Origin of the sequence: Streptomyces sp. NPDC126503, from assembly GCF_040302405.1 — a bacterium.
Lineage (GTDB): Bacteria > Actinomycetota > Actinomycetes > Streptomycetales > Streptomycetaceae > Streptomyces > Streptomyces gulbargensis.
This window is the reverse complement of the sequence record NZ_JBEORS010000036.1, coordinates 18,168-40,195: the sequence shown is the minus strand read 5'-3', so window position 1 is coordinate 40,195 and position 22,028 is coordinate 18,168. Positions and strand designations below refer to the sequence as shown.

17 protein-coding genes are annotated in these 22,028 nt (G+C 74.1%); 5 read left to right on the top strand and 12 right to left on the bottom strand.

Annotated elements, in window-relative coordinates; all coding sequences use genetic code 11:
- Positions 1–326 precede the first annotated feature (326 nt).
- A complete protein-coding gene (locus ABTY40_RS29305) occupies positions 327–1,334 on the bottom strand; it encodes a stage II sporulation protein M (protein ID WP_352062276.1) in 1,008 nt (335 codons plus the stop codon).
- Between the two features lie 123 nt (positions 1,335–1,457).
- Between ABTY40_RS29305 and ABTY40_RS29300 the strand changes: the two genes are divergently transcribed.
- Positions 1,458–2,441, top strand: a complete 984-nt coding sequence (locus tag ABTY40_RS29300) for an RDD family protein (RefSeq protein WP_352062275.1) — start codon at positions 1,458–1,460, stop codon at positions 2,439–2,441.
- A gap of 77 nt (positions 2,442–2,518) precedes the next feature.
- Here ABTY40_RS29300 and ABTY40_RS29295 read toward each other — a convergent pair whose 3' ends face one another.
- From ABTY40_RS29295 to ABTY40_RS29260, 8 genes are all read right to left on the bottom strand, one after another.
- On the bottom strand, positions 2,519–3,133 hold the full coding sequence (locus ABTY40_RS29295; RefSeq protein ID WP_352062274.1) for a hypothetical protein: 615 nt from the start codon (positions 3,131–3,133) through the stop codon (positions 2,519–2,521).
- A 150-nt stretch (positions 3,134–3,283) separates the two neighbouring features.
- Positions 3,284–4,738, bottom strand: coding sequence for an adenosylhomocysteinase (gene ahcY / locus ABTY40_RS29290; protein ID WP_352062273.1), 1,455 nt, complete (start codon positions 4,736–4,738; stop codon positions 3,284–3,286).
- Between the two features lie 421 nt (positions 4,739–5,159).
- On the bottom strand, positions 5,160–6,125 hold the full coding sequence (locus ABTY40_RS29285) for a cation diffusion facilitator family transporter (protein WP_352062272.1): 966 nt from the start codon (positions 6,123–6,125) through the stop codon (positions 5,160–5,162).
- 66 nt (positions 6,126–6,191) lie between these two features.
- Positions 6,192–7,343: a mannose-6-phosphate isomerase, class I gene (gene manA, locus ABTY40_RS29280; RefSeq protein WP_352062271.1), complete on the bottom strand. Its 1,152-nt coding sequence runs from the start codon at positions 7,341–7,343 to the stop codon at positions 6,192–6,194.
- An 86-nt stretch (positions 7,344–7,429) separates the two neighbouring features.
- The gene (locus ABTY40_RS29275) at positions 7,430–8,593 is read right to left on the bottom strand and encodes an SIS domain-containing protein (protein WP_352062270.1); all 1,164 of its coding nucleotides are present in this window, start codon (positions 8,591–8,593) and stop codon (positions 7,430–7,432) included.
- A gap of 519 nt (positions 8,594–9,112) precedes the next feature.
- Positions 9,113–9,295, bottom strand: a complete 183-nt coding sequence (locus ABTY40_RS29270) for a Trm112 family protein (protein ID WP_345288511.1) — start codon at positions 9,293–9,295, stop codon at positions 9,113–9,115.
- A 121-nt stretch (positions 9,296–9,416) separates the two neighbouring features.
- Positions 9,417–10,784: a phosphomannomutase/phosphoglucomutase gene (locus tag ABTY40_RS29265; RefSeq protein WP_352062269.1), complete on the bottom strand. Its 1,368-nt coding sequence runs from the start codon at positions 10,782–10,784 to the stop codon at positions 9,417–9,419.
- 191 nt (positions 10,785–10,975) lie between these two features.
- The gene (locus ABTY40_RS29260; protein WP_345288507.1) at positions 10,976–11,407 is read right to left on the bottom strand and encodes a DUF3499 domain-containing protein; all 432 of its coding nucleotides are present in this window, start codon (positions 11,405–11,407) and stop codon (positions 10,976–10,978) included.
- 309 nt (positions 11,408–11,716) lie between these two features.
- Between ABTY40_RS29260 and ABTY40_RS29255 the strand changes: the two genes are divergently transcribed.
- Entirely contained in the window at positions 11,717–12,175 is a 459-nt protein-coding gene (locus tag ABTY40_RS29255) for a metallopeptidase family protein (protein WP_345288533.1), read from the top strand.
- 166 nt (positions 12,176–12,341) lie between these two features.
- Here ABTY40_RS29255 and ABTY40_RS29250 read toward each other — a convergent pair whose 3' ends face one another.
- From ABTY40_RS29250 to ABTY40_RS29240, 3 genes are all read right to left on the bottom strand, one after another.
- Complete coding sequence (locus ABTY40_RS29250; RefSeq protein ID WP_352062268.1) at positions 12,342–13,895, bottom strand: DUF5719 family protein; 1,554 nt, start codon at positions 13,893–13,895, stop codon at positions 12,342–12,344.
- Positions 13,892–17,683, bottom strand: a complete 3,792-nt coding sequence (locus ABTY40_RS29245; RefSeq protein ID WP_352062267.1) for a glycosyltransferase family 2 protein — start codon at positions 17,681–17,683, stop codon at positions 13,892–13,894. Before ABTY40_RS29245 ends, ABTY40_RS29250 begins: the two co-directional genes overlap by 4 nt.
- 380 nt (positions 17,684–18,063) lie before the next feature.
- Positions 18,064–18,327 (bottom strand): WhiB family transcriptional regulator, encoded by a 264-nt coding sequence (locus tag ABTY40_RS29240; protein WP_015033978.1) that lies wholly within the window; start codon positions 18,325–18,327, stop codon positions 18,064–18,066.
- 835 nt (positions 18,328–19,162) lie between these two features.
- Between ABTY40_RS29240 and ABTY40_RS29235 the strand changes: the two genes are divergently transcribed.
- The 3 genes from ABTY40_RS29235 to ABTY40_RS29225 are packed head-to-tail and all read left to right on the top strand — an operon-like array spanning position 19,163 to position 22,000.
- The gene (locus tag ABTY40_RS29235) at positions 19,163–19,672 is read left to right on the top strand and encodes a cysteine dioxygenase (RefSeq protein ID WP_352062266.1); all 510 of its coding nucleotides are present in this window, start codon (positions 19,163–19,165) and stop codon (positions 19,670–19,672) included.
- Between the two features lie 13 nt (positions 19,673–19,685).
- On the top strand, positions 19,686–20,642 hold the full coding sequence (gene cofD / locus ABTY40_RS29230) for a 2-phospho-L-lactate transferase (protein ID WP_352062265.1): 957 nt from the start codon (positions 19,686–19,688) through the stop codon (positions 20,640–20,642).
- Between the two features lie 35 nt (positions 20,643–20,677).
- A complete protein-coding gene (locus tag ABTY40_RS29225) occupies positions 20,678–22,000 on the top strand; it encodes a coenzyme F420-0:L-glutamate ligase (RefSeq protein WP_352062278.1) in 1,323 nt (440 codons plus the stop codon).
- The last annotated feature ends 28 nt before the right edge of the window (positions 22,001–22,028 follow it).

Genomic DNA, 22,028 nt, shown 5'->3' with positions numbered 1-22,028 from the left:
TCGTTTCCGACTCTATCAGATCTTTCCGATCCGATTTCCTCGGTGCTTTCCGGTCCCTTTCGCTTTCGCTCCGGGCCCTTCCGGCGTTTCCGACTTTATCAGATTCATTTCGGCCGACCTAATCGGTGGCTTTCTTGATTCGAATAAGGAATCGGGGTGACTCCGTGGAATCTAATCCAGATCGGAGTGAGTCAGAGTCTAGTTGGTTGCCACCTGAACTGTCCAGTTCCCCGGCAACCGTTTGAATCTACCTCCCCACGTCCGCTGTGTCAACAGCTTTCGTGGGCACCGGAGGAGACTAGCAGCTCCACAGGGCCGGACGCACATCAGGCGGCGGTGGGCTGCTCGGCGCTGCGGTCGGGGGTCGCGAGGTCGCCCGTGTCACCGGCGCGGGCGGCGCGGCCGCCGAGGACGTACACGTACAGGAGGAAGGCCAGCTCGGCGGCGACGCCGATGGTGACGCGGGCCCAGGTCGGCAGGCCGGAGGGGGTGACGAAGCCTTCGATGAGGCCGGAGACGAAGAGGACCAGGGCCAGGCCGACGGCCATGCCGAGGGCGGCGCGGCCCTGGGAGGCGAGGGCGGTGCGGCGGGTGGTGGGGCCGGGGTCGACGAGGGTCCAGCCGAGGCGGAGGCCGGTGCCGGCGGCGACGAAGACGGCGGTCAGTTCGAGCAGACCGTGCGGAAGGATCAGGCCGAGGAAGACATCGAGGCGGCCGGCGGAGGACATGAGGCCGATGGCGACGCCGACGTTCAGCATGTTGAGGAAGAGGATCGCCAGGACGGGAATGCCGAGGAACGCGCCGAGGACGAGGCAGAGGGCGGCGGCCTGGGCGTTGTTCGTCCAGACCTGGGCGGCGAACGAGGCCGCCGGGTGGCTGGAGTAGTACGTCTCGTACGTGCCGCCCGGCCGGGTCATCTCGCGGAGGTCGGCCGGGGCGCCGATCGAGGCCTGCACCTCCGGGTGGGCGGCGGTCCACCAGCCGATCAGGACGGCGAGCAGGGTGGAGAGGACCGCGGTGGGGATCCACCAGTGGCGGGAACGGTAGACGGCCGCGGGGAAACCCGACGTCAGGAAGCGCGCGGCGTCGTGCCAGGAGGCGCGGCGGGTGCCGGTGACGGTGGCGCGGGCGCGGGCGACGAGCTGGGTGAGGCGGGCCGTGAGCTGCGGGTCCGGGGCGCTGGATCGGATGATCGAGAGGTGGGTGGCGGTGCGCTGGTAGAGGGCGACGAGTTCGTCGGCCTCGGCTCCGGTGAGCCGGCCGCCCTGGCGCAGGAGGTGGTCGAGGCGTTCCCACTCGGCGCGGTGGGCGGTGACGTAGACGTCGATGTCCATGATCGGCTGCTGCTCCAGGCACTGGCGGCGGACGGGTCCGTACTGCTGCGGCGCACTGCGGGTCAGCTTGGCAGACTGGCGTTCGGAGGGGCCGGGAAGGTCGGCCGGAGGAGGGTGGGCGGCGTGAGTGGGCTTGTGACGGGGGATGCCGTCGTCCTGGGGTTGGAACCCGCGCGGCTGCCGAGCCGGGCGCTGGCCCTGCTCGTCGACCTGGTGGTCGTCGGGGCCGCGTACGTACTGCTGATGATCGGGCTGGCGTTCGCGACGGCCTCGTTGGACGAGGCGGCGGTGACGGCGCTGTCGATCGCCGCGTTCCTGCTGGTGCTGGTGGGGGCGCCGATCGCGGTGGAGACGCTGACGCACGGGCGGTCGCTGGGGAAGCTGGTGTGCGGGCTGCGGGTGGTGCGGGACGACGGGGGGCCGATCCGGTTCCGGCACGCCCTGGTGCGGGGGGCGATGGGGGCCGTGGAGATCCTCATGACCTTCGGCGTGATCGCCTGTGTGGCATCGCTGGTGTCGGAGCGGGGGCGGCGGCTCGGGGACGTCTTCGCGGGGACGCTGGTGGTGCGGGAGCGGTTGCCGGCGGCCGCGCGGACGGCGTTCGTGCCTCCGCCGCCGCCGTGGCTGGTGGGGCGGTTCTCCGGGCTCGACCTCTCGGCGGTGCCGGAAGGGTTGTGGCTGGAGGTACGGCAGTACCTGACGCGCGAGCGCGAACTGGACCCGGTGGTGGGGCGGCGGCTCGCGGAGCGGCTGGCGGACGAGATGGTGGCGCGGACGGGGGCGCCGGCCCCGCCGGGGGTGCCGGCCGGGGCGTATCTCGCGGGGGTGGTCGCGGAGCGGCGGGCGCGGGACGCGCGGCGGGCCTTCGCTCCGGGTGGGGAGCCGGTCGGCGCAGCAGTCACGGAAGCCGCCGGAGCCGCGGGAGCCACCATCGTGCCGGGAGGGCCTGAGGACGGACGGGGCCGGGAAGGCGACGGACCTCAGGGAGGCACAGGGGTCCCGGTGGGCCCACCGGTGCCGAAGGCCGCACCCGTGGCGGATCCGGCCGGGGACGGGGCGGGCGCGGGGCCCGCGGGACGCGCCACCGGGTTCGCTCCCCCGGCCTGAGATCCGTTCGGGCTCAGATCTGTTCTGGCCGAGACCCCTTGCCGTGGCTCCGCGGCGTGCCGCCGGTGCCGGCGCCCTCAGGGGAAGACGGAGGGCGGGGTCTCCAGGTCCTCGAGCTCGATGCCGGGGGCCGCGAGGACGACGTCGCCGGCGATGTGGACCGTGTGGCGCTCACCGGTGTCCAGGGCGCTGACCTGGTACTCGTCCACGATCAGGGGGCCGTTGTCAGTGGCGTGCGCTTCACTTCTCAGCAGGGCCCAGGACTGGTCGACCGTGAGGGGGGCGAGCACCGGATCCGTGAAGGCGACGAGCCGGACGCGGGTCTCGGGGGATGCGGGGGTGAGACGCAGGAGTCGTGTGAGGGCGACGAGGAAGGCCGGGGAGGTGCCGGTGAAGGCGTGGGCGCGCACATTGCCTTCGGTGGCGTAGGCCCCGGTGGGGTCCGTACGGACCCAGGTGACGCCGTCGAGGGCCGCTCCGCGGACCTGCCAGCCGGCGGCGTGCATTTCGAGCCGGAGGGGACGGCCGAGGTCGTCGAGGGTCAGATCGACGGAGCCGTGGTGGTCACCGGAGGGGGTGGTGATCCGGGAGACGTAGCGCCAGCCGGAAGGGCCGGGGGCGCAGTGGAAGTGTTCGTCGCCGAGGGGGGTGTGATCGTGCGGATCATGGAGCGAATAACGGCCGCGGGGCATGGGTCCTCGGAGGGCGGGGGCGGTCGGCGGTAGGAGCCGGGCGGGGACGGGGCAGGCCCCCGGCACGGGGGTGCGGGGGCCTGCGCTGAATCCTCTGCCGTTGTCCGTGGGGTGGCCGTCCGTCGGGGACGGGCGGCCACCGGCCGGGCGTCAGTAGCGGTAGTGGTCCGGCTTGAACGGGCCCTCGACCGGGACGCCGATGTAGGCGGCCTGCTCCGGGCGCAGCGTCGTCAGCTTGACGCCGAGGGCGTCGAGGTGGAGACGGGCGACCTTCTCGTCCAGGTGCTTCGGCAGCGTGTAGACGTCGGTCGGGTACTGCTCCGGCTTGGTGAAGAGTTCGATCTGCGCGAGGGTCTGGTCCGCGAAGGAGTTCGACATCACGAAGGACGGGTGGCCGGTCGCGTTGCCCAGGTTCAGCAGACGGCCCTCGGACAGCACGATGAGGACCTTGCCGTCGGGGAAGGTCCAGGTGTGGACCTGCGGCTTGACCTCGTCCTTGATGATGCCGGGGATCTTCGCCAGGCCGGCCATGTCGATCTCGTTGTCGAAGTGGCCGATGTTTCCGACGATGGCCTGGTGCTTCATCCGGGCCATGTCCGAGGCCATGATGATGTCCTTGTTGCCGGTCGTCGTGATGAAGATGTCGGCCGTCTCGACGACCTCGTCCAGCGTCGTGACCTGGTAGCCGTCCATCGCCGCCTGCAGCGCGCAGATCGGGTCGATCTCCGTCACGATCACCCGGGCGCCCTGACCGCGCAGCGACTCCGCACAGCCCTTGCCGACGTCGCCGTACCCGCACACGACGGCCGTCTTGCCGCCGATGAGCACGTCCGTCGCCCGGTTGATGCCGTCGATCAGCGAGTGCCGGCAGCCGTACTTGTTGTCGAACTTCGACTTCGTCACCGCGTCGTTCACGTTGATCGCGGGGAACAGGAGGGTGCCCGCCTGCATCATCTCGTAGAGGCGGTGGACACCGGTCGTGGTCTCCTCGGTCACGCCGCGGATCTCGGAGGCCAGCTGGGTCCACTTCTGGGGGCTCTCGACCAGGGTGCGGTTGAGGAGGCGGAGGATGTGGCCGTACTCCTCGCTGTCCGCGGTCGAGGGGTCCGGGGCGGAGCCGGCCTTCTCGAACTCGACGCCCTTGTGGACGAGGAGGGTGGCGTCACCGCCGTCGTCCAGGATCATGTTCGGGCCGCCGGTGGGGGTGTTCGGCCAGGTCAGGGCCTGCTCCGTGCACCACCAGTACTCCTCCAGGGTTTCGCCCTTCCAGGCGAAGACCGGAACGCCCTGGGGGTTCTCGGGGGTGCCGTGGGGGCCGACGGCGATGGCCGCGGCGGCGTGGTCCTGGGTGGAGAAGATGTTGCAGGAGGCCCAGCGGACGTCGGCGCCGAGGGCTACGAGCGTCTCGATGAGGACGGCGGTCTGCACGGTCATGTGCAGGGAACCGGTGATGCGGGCGCCGGCGAGCGGCTGCCGGTCGGCGTACTCGCGGCGGATCGCCATCAGACCGGGCATCTCGTGCTCGGCGAGGGTGATCTCCTTGCGGCCGAAGGCGGCCAGGGACAGGTCCGCGACCTTGAAGTCGTGCTGGGCGGCGGTCGTCATGACGGTGCTGCTCCTCGTATAAGTCGAGTGCGAGGGTGGTCAGGGGCGCCTGGCACCGCGGACGGGGCACCCGTGGGCATACCGATGCCCGGGCGCTTCCGCGGCGCAGTCGTCGGAGGCCCTCTCTCCCTCGGCCGGTCCCGGGGGGACCGCCCGACCGCCATCAGCAGCGACGTCTGGCTCCTTCCGAATCTACACCGGGCGGCGCGGCGGCCCACAGTCCGCGGGGGGCGGGTCCGGCCGGATCCGGTCGGTTCAGGCCGTCGGGCCGGCCCGGGCCGCCGACCGAACGGTTCGGACGGTCCGGCGGGTACGGGCCGGGCGGGACGGGGGGCGCGGGTCACGGGCTCCGGGGCGGAGGCGCACGGGAGAGGCCCCCGGGAGCGGGTGCTCTCGGAGGCCTCGGTGACGCGGAGCGGGCTCAGTGGCCGGCACCGCCGGGGGACTTCTTCGGGTCGGAGCCGTTGGCGGCGGCCGCCTCGCTGTAGACGTCCGGCTCCAGGTAGATGACCCGGGCGATCGGGACGGCGGCGCGGATGCGCTCCTCGGCGGCGTTGATGGCGTTCGCGACGTCGCCGGCGGTGTCGTCGTGCCGGACGGCGATCTTGGCGGCGACGAGGAGCTCCTCCGGGCCGAGGTGGAGCGTGCGCATGTGGATGAGGCGGGTGACCGTCGTGCCGTCCACCACGGCGTCCTCGATCTTCTTGACCTCGTCGACGCCGGCGGCCTCACCGAGCAGGAGCGACTTGGTCTCGGCGGCGAGGACGATCGCGATGACGATGAGCAGCACACCGATGCACAGGGTTCCGATGCCGTCCCACACGCCGTTGCCGGTGGCGAGGGCGAGGCTGACGCCGACGAGGGCGAGAATCAGGCCGACGAGGGCGCCGAGGTCCTCCAGGAGGACGACGGGCAGCTCGGGGGCCTTCGCCCGGCGGACGAACTCCTTCCAGGAGAGGCTGCCGCGGACCTGGTTCGACTCCTTGATGGCGGTCCGGAAGGAGAAGGACTCGGCGATGATCGCGAAGACGAGGACGCCGACCGGCCAGTACCAGGCCTCGATCTCGTGCGGGTCGTGGATCTTCTCGTAGCCCTCGTAGATGGCGAACATGCCACCGACGGAGAACAGGACGATGGAGACGAGGAAGGCGTAGATGTACCGCTCGCGGCCGTAGCCGAAGGGGTGCTGGGGGGTCGCCTCGCGCTGGGCCTTCTTGCCGCCGACGAGCAGCAGGCCCTGGTTGCCGGAGTCGGCGAGCGAGTGGACGCTCTCGGCCAGCATCGACGACGACCCACTGAAGAGGAACGCCACGAACTTGGCTACCGCGATCGCGAGGTTGGCGGCGAGTGCCGCCACGATCGCCTTGGTTCCGCCTGACGCGCTCATGGGTGTACGTGATCCCTTCGTCGATGCTCCGGCTCAGTCGCCGCGGTTCGGCCGGTCATTGTTGCATCAGGCCACGACGGTGGCCCGAAAGACCGTGCCCGCACCGGACAGTTCGGTCGTCTCGCCCGCCGGTACGAACACGGACTCGCCCGGGGCGAGGGTGAGTTCGCCGGCCTTCGGGCGGCCCGCGACGGCCAGCAGGATCTGGGGGGTGGGGGCGGTGATGTCGGAGGGGGCGGCGCCCTCGGCCCGTACGAAACGGGAGAGGCGGAACTCGTCGATGGGGGTCTCGTAGACCTCCTCGCCGGTGGCGGAGGCCTCGGGGCGCAGGACGCCGGGCTCGGCCGGCTCGAAGCGGACGATCCGCAGGAGTTCGGGGACGTCGATGTGCTTGGGGGTGAGGCCGCAGCGCAGGACGTTGTCGGAGTTGGCCATGATCTCGACGCCGAGGCCGGAGAGGTAGGCGTGCGGGACGCCGGCGCCCAGGTAGAGGGCCTCGCCCGGCTGGAGCACCACGTGGTGGAGAAGCATCGCGGCGAGGACGCCGGGGTCGCCCGGGTAGTGGTGGGCGAGGACGGCGTACGGGGCGTGGGTGCCGCCGAGCCGGTCGGCCGCGGCGGCGGCCTCGGTGACGGTCTGCGCCATCTCGGCCGGGTCGGCGGTGAGCAGGGCCGTCAGGACCTCGCGGAGCGCGGCCTCCTCGGGGTGGGCGTGGAGGAGGTCGACGTACGGCTTGAGGGAGTCGACGCCCAGGGCGGCGAGGACGTCTGCGGCCTCGGCGGGGTCGCGGAAACCGCAGAACCCTTCGAAGGGGGTGAGGGCGCAGATCATCTCGGGCTTGTGGTTGGCGTCCCGGTAGGTGCGGTGCGGGGCGTCGATCGGGACGCCCGCGGCCTCCTCGGCGGCGAATCCGGCCCTGGCCTGGTCGAGGTCGGGGTGGACCTGGAGGGAGAGCGGGGCTCCGGCGGCGAGCAGCTTGAGGAGGAAGGGGAGGCGGGGGCCGAACTTCCCGACGGCCCGCTCGCCGAGTTCGCGTACGGGGTCGGCGTCGATGACCTCGTTCAGCGGGCCGCGCTCGGTGCGGGAGGGAGCACCAGGGTGGGCGCCCATCCACATCTCGGCCTGGGGCTCGCCGGTGGGGGCGGTGCCCAGGAGTTCCGGGATGGCCGTCGTGGATCCCCAGGCGTAGGGACGGACGGTGTTGACGAGGCGGTCCATGGGCGGCTTTCCATCTTTCGGCGTGGTGGCGTTCGGGTGTGGCTGCGCGGGCCGCGGGGGGCTGTCCGCCGCGTGAGCCGTGCGGGTCAGGAGGCGGCGGGCGGCGCGGTGACGCCCGCCGAGGCCAGGGCGAGGTAGACGGCGGCGAAGTCGGTGACCGCGAGGAGTTCGGCGAGGGTCTCCAGGTCGTCGCCCTCCTCCTGCGGTTCGAGTTCGCTGACGGCGGTGTCGTGGCCGAGGGCGAGTTCGCGGGCGGCGGGGGCGGCGGTCAGGCCGCCGGCGGGCCGGTCGCGGAGGAGGACGACCCGGGCGCGCAGGGCCTGGGGCTCGTCCACGCGGTCGCGGAAGAAGTCGTCGGGGTCGGCGCCCGCCGCGTACGTCCCGGCGAGGAGGACGCCGTGCGCGGTCAGGGCCTCGGGGAGTTCGCCGGCGAGGGCGGGCAGGCCGGCGAGTTCGGCGAGGACCGCGGCGAAGCGGCGGCCGACGGGGCCGGCGGCGGCGCCCTCGGTCCAGACGAGCGGGAGCGAGTCGGCGAGTTCGGCGGCGAGGGTCTTGGCCGGGTTGCCGTAGGTGGCGAGGGCCGGGCCGCAGCGTTCGGCGGTGCGGTCGAGCCGGTCGGCGACCTTCTCCAGGACCTCCGGGGGCGCCTCGACGAGGCCGACGCGGTCGAGGAGGGCGAGGAGCGGGGTGAAGAGGGACCAGAGGGTGCCGCTGCTGGCGGCGAGGTTCTCGGCGGTCTCGACGGCGCTCTCGTGCGGGGCCATGGCCAGCGGGACGAAGAGGCCGCGGGAGCCGTTCACTTCCTCGGCGAGCGGGGAGGCGGCGGGGGCGACGGCCACGACCGTCATGCCGCGGCGGTAGGCCTGTTCGGCGAGGAGCGCGAGGCCGGGCTCGGAGCCGTCGGTGGTGGGCAGCAGGAGCAGGTCCACGGAACCGGCCCAGCCGGGCAGGGCCCAGCGCAGGGCGCCGGGCGCGGGGGCGACGCCGGTGGGGCGGAGGTGTACGACGGGGGCGGAGGCGCCGGCGAGGGCGCCGATCAGGTCGGCGACGCCGGCGGCCGGGGTGCCGGGCCCGGCGACGAGGACGGCTCGGGGCCGGCCCTCGGGGTGGAGGTCGGCGATGCCGGCCTCGGCGGCGTGGCGGGCCGCGGTGCGGACCCGTGCGCCGGCCTCGGCGGCGCCGCGCAGGAGGCCTCGGCGGTCGGCCTGGGCCAGGGCGTCCGGTGCGTCGAGGAGCGTCTCGTCCAGCATGGGGCCTCCGGGTGCGGGTTCCTGTCGGTGCGGGGGTCCTGCGGGGCCTGAGGGGTTCGGGGTCCGGGCGGGGGCCCTGGGGTGTGCGGTGGTGCGGGGCGGGTCGGGGGGCGGGTACGGATCCGCGCCTCGGGTCGGGCGGTCGGTGGGTGCGGGCCGGGGCGGTCGGGCAGGGTGCCACCGGGCTCGTTCGCCAGCACGCGTACCCGCCGGAGCCGAACTCATCCGGCGCCAACCGATCCTGCCCGGTCCGTCCCGACCTGTCCGGTTCGAGACGGCCCGGGACGGCCCGGGACGGCCCGGGACGGTCCGGGTCGTGTCCGGCCCCTCCCGGTCGCGTGCGGTCACGTCCGGCGCCTTCCGGTGCTGCTTCCCGGCGTCCTCGGATCACGCGCGCTTCCGTGCGGTGAACCGAACGGGACCGGACCTGACCGGACCGAACCGGACCGGGCGGTGCCGGGCCGGAGGCCGGGCCCGGGGTCGTACGGTCGCACGCCCCGGAGTCGGCCCGTGGGCCGGTCACGCCGGGCGGCGGGCCTCGTCCGTGAGGAGGACCGGGATGCCGTCGCGGACCGGGTAGGCGAGGCCGCAGTCGGTGCCCGTGCAGACCAGCTCGGGGTTCTCGTCCGCCGTGCGGTCGTTCAGCGGGGCGTGGCAGGCCGGACAGGCCAGGATCTCCAGGAGGCCGGCTTCGAGCGGCATGGGGTGTCCCTTCGCACAGACGTGTGGTGTTGCTGCCCTTCGGGGCCAGGTCAGCCTACCGCCGGGGAACGGGGGGCGCGGCTCGGCGCCCGCCCCCCGTACCCCCGTGGCGGAGTGGGCGTCAGCCGGTCGCGCGGACCAGGGCGAGGACCTCGTCGCGGATCTTGGCCATGGTGGCCTCGTCGCGGGCCTCGACGTTCAGGCGGAGCAGCGGCTCGGTGTTCGAGGGCCGCAGGTTGAACCACCAGTCGGCGGAGGAGACGGTGAGTCCGTCGAGCTCGTCGACCGTGGTGTCCTCGCGCTCGCCGTAGACGGCCTTGACCTCGGCGGTACGGGCGGCCTGGTCGGCGACGGTCGAGTTGATCTCGCCGGAGCCGGTGTAGCGGTCGTACTCGGCCACCAGGGCGGACAGGGTGCCCTCCTGGCCGCCGAGGGCGGCGAGGACGTGGAGCGCGGCGAGCATGCCGGTGTCCGCGTTCCAGAAGTCCTTGAAGTAGTAGTGCGCGGAGTGCTCGCCGCCGAAGATGGCGCCGGTCCGTGCCATCTCCTCCTTGATGAAGGAGTGGCCGACGCGGGTGCGGACGGCGGAGCCGCCGTTCTCGCGGACGACCTCGGGGACGGACCAGGAGGTGATCAGGTTGTGGATGATCGTTCCGCCGGGGTGTTTGGCGAGCTCGCGGGCGGCGACCAGGGCGGTGATCGCGGACGGGGAGACCGGCTCGCCGCGCTCGTCGACGACGAAGCAGCGGTCGGCGTCGCCGTCGAAGGCGAGGCCGATGTCGGCGCCCTCGGCGCGGACGCGGGCCTGGAGGTCGACGATGTTCTTCGGGTCGAGCGGGTTGGCCTCGTGGTTCGGGAAGGTGCCGTCGAGCTCGAAGTACATCGGCACGGTCTCCAGCGGGAGCCCGTCGAAGACGGTGGGGACGGTGTGGCCGCCCATGCCGTTGCCGGCGTCGACCACGACCTTGAGCGGGCGGATCGCGGTGAGGTCGACCAGGCCCTTCAGGTGGGCCGCGTAGTCCACGAGGGTGTCGCGCTCGGTGACGGTGCCGGGGGTGGCGGCCGCCTCGGGGGCGCCCTCCTCCAGCCAGCGCTCGGCGAGGGCGCGGATGTCCGCGAGGCCGGTGTCCTGGCCGACGGGGGCGGCGCCCGCGCGGCACATCTTGATGCCGTTGTACTGGGCCGGGTTGTGCGAGGCCGTGAACATGGCGCCGGGCAGGCCGAGGCTGCCGGAGGCGAAGTACAGCTGGTCCGTCGAGCACAGGCCGATGAGCGTGACGTCGGCGCCGAGGCGGGTCGCGCCACGGGCGAAGGCCGCGGCGAGGCCGGGGGACGAGGGACGCATGTCGTGGCCGACGACGATCGCGGTCGCGTCCGTCACGCGCACGAAGGCGGCGCCGAAGAGCTCCGCGAGGGTTTCGTCCCACTGATCCGGCACCACCCCGCGAACGTCGTACGCCTTCACGATCTGCGACAGATCAGCCGTCACGGATCCACTCTCCTGATGTCTCGGCACGCGGTTGCGGCGCATGTGCAAGGTCCGCCCAAACTACCTGGGCGGGGACAGCGTGCCACGGTCCGGGGGGCTTGACCGCCCGGGAACGTCACGGGAGCGACACCGGAACGGAAGTGGATCACGGGCCGCCGGAGAAGTGGATCACCGGCCGCGGGAGAAGTGGATCAGTTGTCGGGGGAACGGAGCACCCGCAGGTGTCCGCGCCGGCCGACCTCCATGGGGTCGCCGCCCCGGCCGCCGCTCTTGCCGCCGGCCCCGGCGGCGCGCTCCTGGGGGCGCGCGGCCTCGCGTACCGCGTTGGCCAGGGCTTCGAGGTCGTCACCGCTGGGGCGGCTGGGGGCCGATCCGTCGGAGAGCCGCACGACCTCCCAGCCGCGCGGCGCGGTGAGGCGCTCGCTGTGCTCGGCGCACAGGTCGTAGCAGTGGGGCTCGGCGTAGGTGGCGAGCGGGCCGAGGACCGCAGTCGAGTCGGCATAGACGTACGTCAGTGTCGCGACGGCAGGGCGGCCGCACGCGGTGCGCGAACAGCGACGTACAGGGCTCACGACGTTGGACGGTACCGCACTCTTGACCGGGCCGCGACGACTCTCCGGCACGTCACTCCACCGTGTCGCGGTGTGACGTCCGCCACCCTCCTTCGGGTGGACTCCGTTCCGACCTGCGCGGACGGCTCTCGGTGGGGGTCGGGGCAGGAGCCGATCCGGACAGCCATACATACAAATCCGGTCAACCACCGCCAGATGGCCGATCGCGCCACGGTCCGGAATCGTGTCTTCGGGCAGTCGGAATGTTCACGTTTCGACAGGCGGCGGGGGGAGGCTCGGGGCGCGGGGCGGTGGTACGGGGGCGGTGGAGGGGTCGCGGCCCGGTACGGGAAGACCCGGGAGAGTTACGCTGCGTCAGTGATGGACAGTCCTGTGCCGCCGAGCCCCTCGCACCGCCCCACGGATCCTCCGGCGGAGCCACGGGTCCGCCGCCGCGACCGGCACGGCCGGGGGATGCGGGGACCGGTCGCGCCGCCGCAGGTACCGCTCTCGATGAGCCGGGCGGACACCTTCCGCGATCTCGTGCTCGATTCGGTGGAGCGTCTGGAACGGCGCTGGCCGCAGCTGTCGGACGTGGAGTTCATGGTCCTGGAGGTGCCGCCGACGGTGCCGGCGGGCGAGACGGTGCCGCTGGGCGGTTCGGTGCCGGCCGAGAAGAACGAGCCGGCGCGGGTGGTCGTCTACCGCCGCCCGGTCGAGATCCGGTCCAAGAGCCGCGACGAGCGGGCGCTCCTCGTGCACGAGGTCGTCGTCGAGCAGGTCGCCGAACTCCTCGGCCTCTCCCCCGAGTCGGTCGATCCCCGGTACGGGCAGGACTGAGGACGGGGTACGAGGGCGGGTACGACGGCCGGGGCGAGGACGGCCCGGGCCCCCGGGGGGCGGAGCCGCGACCGGGCCCCGGCGACCCCCGTCGCCCCGCGCCCCGCCCGGGGCGCGGGGCGACGGGCAGGGGCGCGCACGGGCCGGGGCGGACCGGTCCCGCCGGTCAGTCGTCCAGGACGCCGAGGTCCTGGCGTGCCGCCGGGACCTCGACCGTGCCCCGGTCGTCGGTGAGGGTCTGGACCGTGAACATGGGGATCCCGTCCTGCGGCAGGGCCAGGGTCCGGGCCGCGTAGACCGGCCCGCCCGAGACCTTCTCGACGGTCAGGGCGTAGGAGCCCTTGAGGCCGGTGGGGGCCAGGTCGGTCAGGGCCGTCGTCGCACCGCCCTTGACGGTGACCGTGCGGGTGGCGGGCTCGCCTCCCCCGGAACCGGCCGAGGCGGTGATCTTCACCTGGGCACCTTCACCGGGGGCGACGAGGGAGAGCGTCGAGGCCTTGGCCCGGTTGTCGGCGACGGTCGCGCGGGCCGCGATCGGGGTCGCCGCCGGAATGAACGCGATCTCCTCCTTCGTCCCCTTGCCGCGGACGACGCGGAGGGCGGCGACGACCGGCGCCGGCTTCTTCGGGTCGGACGGGCCGAGGATCAGGGAACCGGCCTCGCCGCGGGTGAGGTCCGGCAGGTCGACGGCGGCGGTCATGCCGGACTTGACGTGCAGGGAGGCCGCGCTCGCCGGGACGATGGTGCCGGTGGCCGTGGCCAGCTGGATCTTCAGGTCGGCGTCCTCCTCGCCGGGCGCGAAGGCGACCAGGCGGACGGAGGTGGCGTCGGCCGGGATGCCCGGCAGGACGGCGCCGGGGGCGGGGTCGGCGGAGGCGGCGAGCCAGTCGCTGCCGTGGGTGTCGTCGGCGGCGGCGAGGGCGGCTCCCACGCGTCCGCTGCGGGTGGTGACGTGGACGGTCACGTCCTCGGCCGCGGCCTCCGTGGTGAGGGTGGAGAGCAGGACGGGGACCGTGGACCGGGCGGGGACCGGGATGCCGTCGGAGTACTGGGACTTGAGCACGCCCTCGGGGCCGTGGAGCTCGATGTCGGCGACGGCGCCGGTGTCGTCCGGGTTGGTGAGGTGCATGTAGTCCTGGCGGCCCTTGCCGGTGGAGGCGGCCGGGAACCAGAAGTCCGTGTCCGGGGCACCGCAGGTGAGGCCGAGGAGGCCGCGGGCGCCTCCCGCCGGGACGGCGGTGGTCTGCTGGACGGTCCAGCCCGGCGCGAGGCTGCCGGCGGCGGCGCCGGTGAGGGCGGGGACGGCCGCGCCGTCGGCCTCGGCCGTGACGGGCTTGCCGGGTTCCGTGACGGTGGCCGGGGCCTTGGGGGCCTTGCGCTTCGCGCCGCCGGCGGGGCCGCCGGTGGCCGCCGCGTCGGCGGCGGGCCGCAGCTGGGCCACGGGCGGGGCGGTCCCGCCGGTGCCCGCGCCCGCCGGTCCGCCGCCGGGGGAGGCGGCGCCGCTGCCGGGCGGGGTGTACGAGGTGTGGACGGTCTCGGCCACCTCGGAGGAACTCGGCGCCGGGCAGAGCAGCGTGGAGCGCTCGACGGGCATGCGGGACGCGGCCCTGGCGGGTGCCGCGGGGGCGCCGGCCTCCTCGGGGGCCGTCAGGGCGGCGAAGCCGGTGACGGCGGCGAGGGCGGTGGCGACCGCGATCAGGGAGAGGGTGGTGCGCTTCACTGGTTGCTGCTCCCGTCGGGACGCTGCTGCTCGGCCTCGTGGCCCTGGGGGTGTCCGTAGCCGTAGCCGTACGGGTCGTACGGCTGCCCGTCGTAGGGCTGCTGACCCTCGTACGGCTGCTGCCCGTCGTAGGTCTGCCCGTCCTCGTACGACTGCCGGTCCTGGTACTGCTGCCCGTCGTACGGCTGCTGGTCGCCGTACGTCGGGGCCGCGTACGGCTGCCCCTGGTCGTATCCCTGGCCCTGGCCCTGGTCGGCGTACGACTGCTGCGGGTCGTAGCCCTGCTGGGGGTACGCGTACGGCTGCTGCTGGTACGGGTCGGTGCCGTAGTCCTGGTAGTAGCCCTGCTCGGCGGGCTGCTGCGGAGCGGCGAGGGCCGGGTCGTAGGCGCCGTCCTCCCAGGTGTCGGCGGGCACGGGCTCGTACGTCTGCTGCCCCGGGATCGGGGCGGGCGGGGGTACGTCCCCGGGTGCGGCCTCCGGGTCGGGCGCGGCGTCCGGGCCCGCGGCCTGGGCGGCGGCCTCGGTCTCGGCGGCGGCACGCAGGCGGCGGGCGCGGCGGCCGTCGCCCTCGGCGGCCTGGACGGGGATGGCGACCTCCTCCTCGGGCAGGTCGTCGTCGATCTCGCGGCGGCGACCGGGCAGGGCGAGGACGAGGAGGACGAGGGCGAGGCCGGCCTGCGTCCAGATCCACACGGTGTGGGCGAGGGGCTCCTCGTACGTGAGGTCGAGGCGGCCCCCCTCGGCGGGCAGGGTGAAGCCCTGGGCCCAGCCGTCGACGGTGGTCGGGGGCAGTTCCTTGCCGTCGAGGGTGGCCGTCCAGCCCTCGTCGGCGCGGTCCGCGAGGCGCAGCGTCCGGCCGGCGGGACCCCGGGGGATGTCGGTGTGGGCCTCGACGGGTCCGGCGGGGACGGTCAGGGGCTTGGCGGCCTCCTCCGCCGTGCCGGCCGCGGACCGCTGGTCCTCGGCGGCCGGCGGGACGACGGTGACGCGGGCGACCTCGCGGTCGACGCGCCAGAGGGCGCTGCCGTCGAGCTGGCTGAGCCGGGAGAGGCCGGGGGTGGTGTCGAGGACGCGGCTCGTCTGGCGCGGCGCTCCGTCGCGTACGAGGACGTAGCGGATGGCGAAGCCGCTCAGCTCCCGGGTCTGGTCGGCGCCGGAGCCCGCGACGAGGCGGGAGACGACCGCGTCGAGGCGCGGGTCGTCCTGAGCCGTGGCGACGAGTTCGCCGTCGCCGAGGCGGGCACCGGAGCCGCGGACCAGGGTGTACGTGACCTCGCCGGGCGTGCCGCCGAGGACGAGGGTGCGGGGCTGGTCGCTGGTGGTGCTCTCCTCGGCAACGAAGGCGGGGACCTGGACCGGGTCGCGGCGGGTGAGCGGGCCGTCGGCGCCGCCGATCATCCAGCCCGCGGCGGCGACGGCGGGGCCGGCGGCGCAGGCGAGGGCGATGAGCGCGGCGACGGGCTGGCGCCAGCCGAAGCCGTGGGCGGCGACACGGGTGCGGCCGCGCTCGGCGCCGAGGGCACCGGCGGCGATGAGCGCGGCGCCGTAGACCAGGGTGGCGGGTCCGGCCCAGCCGGTGCCTCCGGCGCCGTTGGTGAGGACGGCGAGGACGAGTCCGGCGAGGGCGGCGGTCCAGGCGACGCGGACGGCGAACTGCCGCTCCTCGCGGAGCAGGCCGGCGAGCGCGGCGAGGACGAGGCCGAGGAGGAGCGGACCGCCGGTGGTGCCGGGGCCGCCGGGGGTGGCGCCGAGGAGGTCGAGTGCGGTGGCCGTGCCGGTGCGGACGTCGAGTCCCGCCTCGCGCAGGAAGGCGCCCGGGTCGGTCAGGAGGGAGAGCGACCAGGGGGCGAGCAGGAGGATCGGGGTGCCGACGGCGGCGAGGAAGCGGAGCGCGTACGCGGTGATGTCGGAGCGCCGTACGACGAGGACGCCGAGGCCGAGGACGACGGCGAGCGGCCACACGGCCGGGGTGAAGGCGGTGGCGAAGGTCAGGAGGAAGGCGTAGGCCCAGGTGGCGCGCCAGCTGCCGCGGTCGGGGCGGTGGAAGCCGTGGGCGGCGACGGCGGCGCGGGCGATCAGCGGGAGCAGGATCGCGAGGACGGCGGTGCCGAGGCGGCCGGTGGCGAGGGCGCCGGTGGCGGCGGGCAGGAAGGCGTACGCGAGGGCGGCCCAGGCGCGCAGGAGCCGGGACTCGACCAGGCCGCGGGCCGCGAAGTAGGCGGTGAAGCCGGCGAGCGGGATCGAGCAGACCAGCAGCAGGGTCAGGGCGGTGGAGGTGGAGCCGAGGAACAGCGCGGAGAGGGCGGCCAGGACGGCGAGGTAGGGCGGGGCGGTCTGGGTGCCGCCGGTGCCGAGGGGGTGCCAGGTGTCGGCGTACCGGGACCAGAGGCCGGCGACGGTGTCGGGGGCGGGCAGCAGGGCACCGCCGGCCAGCGAGCCGCCGGCGAAGAGGTTGCGGCAGGCGACGAGGGAGACGAGGAGGAGCAGGGCGAAGAGGACCGGGCCCGGCTTGCGGGCGATCTTCTTGAGCCGGGCGAACTGCTCGACCTCCAGGAAGTCGGCGTCGTCGCCGCCGGGGCCCGACTCGACGACGCCGTGGCGGGAGCCGCCGGAGTCGGCGTCGGAGGCGCCGAAGTGGGCGGTGAGCTGCTCCGCGGTGGCGCGCAGGCCGGCCCCGGGCGGCGGGAAGAGGGGGCGCAGTTCGCCGGGCGGGACGGCGGGGTTCTTGCGGCGTTTGCGGGCGGCGAGGATCTTCTCGGGCCGCAGCAGGGTGGCGAAGAGGCCCATGACCTCGTCGACGGCCTGGACGGGGGCCTTGCCGACGAGGTAGCCGAGGGTGCGGAGCAGCGTGCCGACGACGAGGCGTACGAGGAGGTACGGCAGGGCGCGGCCGGGGGTGTTGGCGAGGAGCGTGTAGACGGCGCCGGCCTTGTCGACCCGGTGCGGGTTGGTGGCGGCGCGGCCCGCGCAGTCGACGGTGCGGCGTTCGCGGGCGGAGGCCTCGGCGTGGCGGAGGACGGCGTCGGGGGCGACGAGGACGCGGTGACCGGCGGCGTGGGCGCGCCAGCACAGGTCGACGTCGTCGCGCATGAGGGGCAGGCGGCGGTCGAAACCGCCGAGTTCCTCGAAGACGTCGCGCCGGACGAGCATGCCGGCGGTGGAGACGGAGAGGACGGAGCGGATCTGGTCGTGCTGGCCCTGGTCCTGCTCGCGGCGGTCGAGGCCGGTCCAGCGGCGGCCGCTGCGGGCGATGCTGACGCCGGCTTCGAGGAGCTGCTTGCGGTCGTACCAGCCGCGGAGCTTCGGGCCGAGGACGGCGGCGTGCGGGTCGGAGTCGGCGACGCGGAGCAGTTCGGCGAGGGCGCCGGGCTCGGGGGCGCAGTCGTCGTGGAGCAGCCAGAGCCACTGGACGGGCTCGCCGTGGGGCAGGTCGGGGAGGTCGTAGGCCTCGTCGTTCCAGGTGCGGCTGACGGGGTCCCAGCCGCTGGGTCGCTTCAGGTACGGCAGGTCCTCGGGTCCGAGCACGGGGGCGGTCCGGGCGGCCTCCTCGACGGCGGCGCCGAATCCGGTGCGGCGCGCGAGGTGGAGGACGCGGTCGGCGCCGATGGCGTCGGCGACGAGCTGCGCGGAGTCGTCGGCGCTGCCGGTGTCGGCGGCGATCACGCTCTGTACGGGGCGTTCCTGGGCGAGCAGCCCGGCGAGGGCGTCCGGCAGCCAGCGGGCACCGTCGTGGGTGACGAGCACGGCGGTGACGACGTGTCGGGGGAACTCAGGAGTTGAGGACATCGAGCTACGGGCCCTCCGGCCGGGGTCGCCCCGAGGGGCTGGGGGTGGCGTCTCGGACGGAGGCCCACACTAATGGCTGCGCGAGGTGGGGGCGGTCGGCCTGTGGACGGAGGGGGCGGGCGCGGAGGCCTGTGGACAGAGGCCGGATCGCGGGCCGGGGCGGGGCGGGCGGAGGCGCCCGCGGAGGGCGCGGCCGGGCCGGGGCGGCCCGCCGCCGGGAGCGGGGGCCGAGGAGCGGGGAGCCCGCGTCCCGGGAAACGAAACGGTCCGCCGGCTGTGACAGGACACAGGGGCGGACCGTTGCTCGTGCTTCGTGCGGGGTGCGCGCGGGGGCGCGACGGTTTTCGGCCAGTGATGCTCGGGGCCGTGGGGCGCCGTCCTCAGACGGCGGCCTTCTTCAGGCGACGGCGCTCCCGCTCGGACAGGCCGCCCCAGATGCCGAAGCGCTCGTCGTTCTGCAGGGCGTATTCGAGGCATTCGGAGCGGACCTCGCAGGCGAGGCAGACCTTCTTGGCCTCGCGGGTCGAGCCCCCCTTCTCGGGGAAGAAGGACTCGGGATCGGTCTGGGCGCACAGCGCGCGCTCCTGCCAGCCGAGTTCCTCGTCCGCGTCCTCGACCAGCAGTTCCTGGAACAACTCGGTCATCTGCGCCCCTCGTCTGTCTGTGCGTCCCCGTGATGGTGGCCAGTCACCGGACCCGGCCGAACGACACGAGTGAAATTACAAGTTCGTGCTCTGTGCGAGTCAAGCCGAGATCTGCTATTGGGCCCCGTATTCACTCTGCGGAACCAAGCCTATGCGGAAAGTGTTCAAATCACCAAAAAACGTGACACACCCACCGGCCCGATCTCTGCCGTCACGCCTCACAGAGGAGGACGCCCGAGACTTGGATCTTGTTGCGATCCAGCCATGGAAGCGATTCGGATCACAGTCCGGTCACGGACCACCCGGGGGAGGTCGCGCCGCGCGGACCTGCTCGCGCTTCGCCGCCATGTTTACGGACACGGCTGCTGCGCCGTATTGCCTGGCCCGGCCCTGAGCAAACCTTTCTCCGGGCAGGGCAACCGGATGAGGTGAAACATTACCCCCAAATCGGGCATTGAGTTGACAGTCGGGTACCCCTCCGGCCACCTTTGGTGGCATGTCAGCGACCTCTGCGCCCGCCGCGACCCGCACCCACGGGTTCCGCCGCGCTGCCCAGGACTGTTGTCGCTGCTGTCGTCACAGCTGTTGATGCCGTAGGGCTCCGGCTTTCTCCCCCAGCGTCACCCCGCGTCACACGCGTCGTCCGGGTCACCCCCGCCTCATCTCGTGGCATCCGGCCTCCCCGTCGCCCGTGACACCCGCGTCGGACACGACACCGCGCCACCGCGTCACCACCCCACGGCCCACCGCCCGGGGACGCGACCGGCCGTCACCCGCCCTCCGTGCCCCCGCCTCCCGCCTCCCGCCTCCCGCCTCCGCTGAGGAACCACCCCCCATGAACATGGACAGCGACCTCCAGATCGCCGGCGACATCCTCGAAGTCCCGCACCTGCTCCAGCCCGAGCGGCAGCACCCCGTCACCGTGGCCGAGTTCGCCGGACTCGCCCGCTCCATCGCCGCCGACCGCGCCCAGTGGGCCCCGCACGTCGAGTACGACGCCACCACCCGCTGGTACCACCGGCTCCGTACCGGCCCCGGCTACGAGGTGTGGCTCCTCTCCTGGGTCCCAGGGCAGGGCAGCGGCCTCCACGACCACGGCCCGTCCTCCGGCGTCCTGACCGTCCTGCAGGGCGAACTGACGGAACGTACGGAACGGGGCGTGCGGAAACTCACCGGCGGCGCGCAGCGCGTCTTCGCGCCCGGCTACGTCCACGAGGTCGTCAACGACGCCCTCGAACCGGCCGTCAGCCTCCACGTCTACTTCCCCGGCCTGACCGAGATGCCCCTGCACGAGTCGGCGCGGGTCCGGTGCGCCCCGGCCGGCCCGGAGGTCGTCCCCGCCTGACAGACTGGCGCGCATGCGCATTGTGGTTCTGGCCGGTGGCATCGGCGGTGCCCGCTTCCTCCGCGGCCTCAAGCAGGCCGCGCCGGACGCGGAGATCACGGTCATCGGCAACACCGGTGACGACATCCATCTCTTCGGGCTGAAGGTCTGCCCCGACCTGGACACGGTGATGTACACCCTCGGCGGTGGGATCAACGAGGAGCAGGGCTGGGGCCGGCGGGACGAGTCCTTCACGGTCAAGGAGGAGCTCGCGGCGTACGGGGTCGGGCCCGAGTGGTTCGGCCTCGGCGACCGGGACTTCGCGACCCACATCGTCCGCACCCAGATGCTCGGCGCGGGCTACCCGCTCAGCGCCGTGACCGAGGCGCTCTGCGACCGCTGGGCGCCCGGCGTACGCCTCCTCCCCATGTCCGACGACCGCGTCGAGACCCATGTGGCGATCGAGGTCGACGGCGAGCGGCGCGCGGTGCACTTCCAGGAGTACTGGGTGAAGCTGCGCGCCTCCGTGGACGCGCTGGCCGTCGTGCCGGTGGGCGCGGAGGCCGCGAAGCCCGCGCCCGGTGTCCTGGAGGCCCTCGCCGGGGCGGACCTGATCCTCTTCCCGCCGTCCAACCCGGTCGTGTCGATCGGCACCATCCTCGCCGTGCCCGGCATCCGCGAGGCGGTCGCCGCCGCGGGGGCGCCCGTGGTGGGCCTCTCCCCCATCGTCGGTGACGCCCCGGTGCGGGGCATGGCGGACAAGGTCCTCGCCGCGGTGGGCGTCGAGTCCACGGCGGCGGCCGTCGCCCGGCACTACGGCGCCGGGCTCCTCGACGGCTGGCTGGTCGACACGGTGGACGCGGACGCCGTGCCGGAGGTCGAGGCGGCGGGCATCCGCTGCCGGGCCGTACCGCTGATGATGACCGACCCGGACGCCACGGCCGCGATGGCGCGCGAGGCGCTGACGCTGGCCGAGGAGGTCCGCGGGTGACGGACGTGACGGCGGCGCCGGCCCGCGCGGAGGAGGTGGCGGGGGCCGGCGGGGACCGGGGCGCCGTCGCGTACCGGGTGTGGGCGCCGGACGGACTGCCGGAGGTGGCGGCCGGGGACGACCTGGCCGCGCTCATCGCCCTCGCCGTCCCCGACCTCGCCGACGGCGACGTCCTGCTCGTCACGTCCAAGATCGTGAGCAAGGCCGAGGGGCGCGTCCTCGCCGCCGCCGACCGTGAGGCCGCGATCGACGCCGAGACGGTACGGGTGGTGGCGCGGCGCGGCACCCTGCGGATCGTGGAGAACCGGCAGGGGCTGGTCATGGCCGCCGCCGGGGTCGACGCCTCCAACACCCCGGCCGGCACCGTCCTGCTGCTGCCCGAGGACCCCGACGCCTCCGCCCGGCGCATCCGGGCGGGGCTCCGCGAGTCCCTCGGCGTCGACGTCGGGGTCGTCGTCACGGACACCTCCGGGCGGCCCTGGCGCAGCGGTCTCACGGACATGGCGATCGGGGCGGCCGGTGTGCGGGTCCTGGACGACCTGCGCGGCGGGACCGACGCGTACGGCAATCCGCTGAGCGCGACCGTGGTCGCCACCGCCGACGAGCTGGCCGCCGCCGGTGACCTCGTGAAGGGCAAGGCCGCGGGCCGGCCGGTCGCCGTGGTCCGGGGGCTGCCGCACGTGGTGGCCGGGGACGGGGAGCCGGGAGCGCGGGCGCTGGTGCGCGGGGCGGCCGACGACATGTTCCGGCTCGGCACCTCCGAGGCCGTACGGGAGGCGGTGCGGCTGCGGCGGACGGTACGGGAGTTCACCGACGCCCCGGTCGACCCGGGCGCGGTACGGCGGGCGGTCGCCGCGGCCGTGACGGCGCCGGCCCCCCACCACACGACGCCGTGGCGGTTCGTGCTCCTGGAGTCGGCCGGGTCGCGGCTGCGGTTGCTGGACGCGATGCGGGAGGCGTGGATCGCGGACCTGCGGCGGGACGGGAAGTCGGAGGAGTCCGTCGCCCGGCGGGTCCGGCGCGGCGACGTCCTGCGGAACGCGCCCTACCTGGCCGTTCCCTGTCTCGTCATGGACGGCGCCCACCACTACGGCGATCCGCGCCGGGACGCGGCCGAGCGCGAGATGTTCGTGGTCGCGGCGGGCGCGGGCGTGCAGAACTTCCTGGTGGCGCTGGCCGGTGAGCGGCTGGGCTCGGCGTGGGTGTCCTCGACGATGTTCTGCCGGGACGTCGTACGGGAGGTCCTCGGGCTCCCCGAGGACTGGGACCCGATGGGCGCGGTGGCGATCGGACACCCGGCGTCGGCCCCGAAGGAGCGGGCGGCGAGGGCGGCGGAGACGTTCATCGCGGTGCGGTGAACGGTACGGCCGGCCGGGCCGAGGTGCC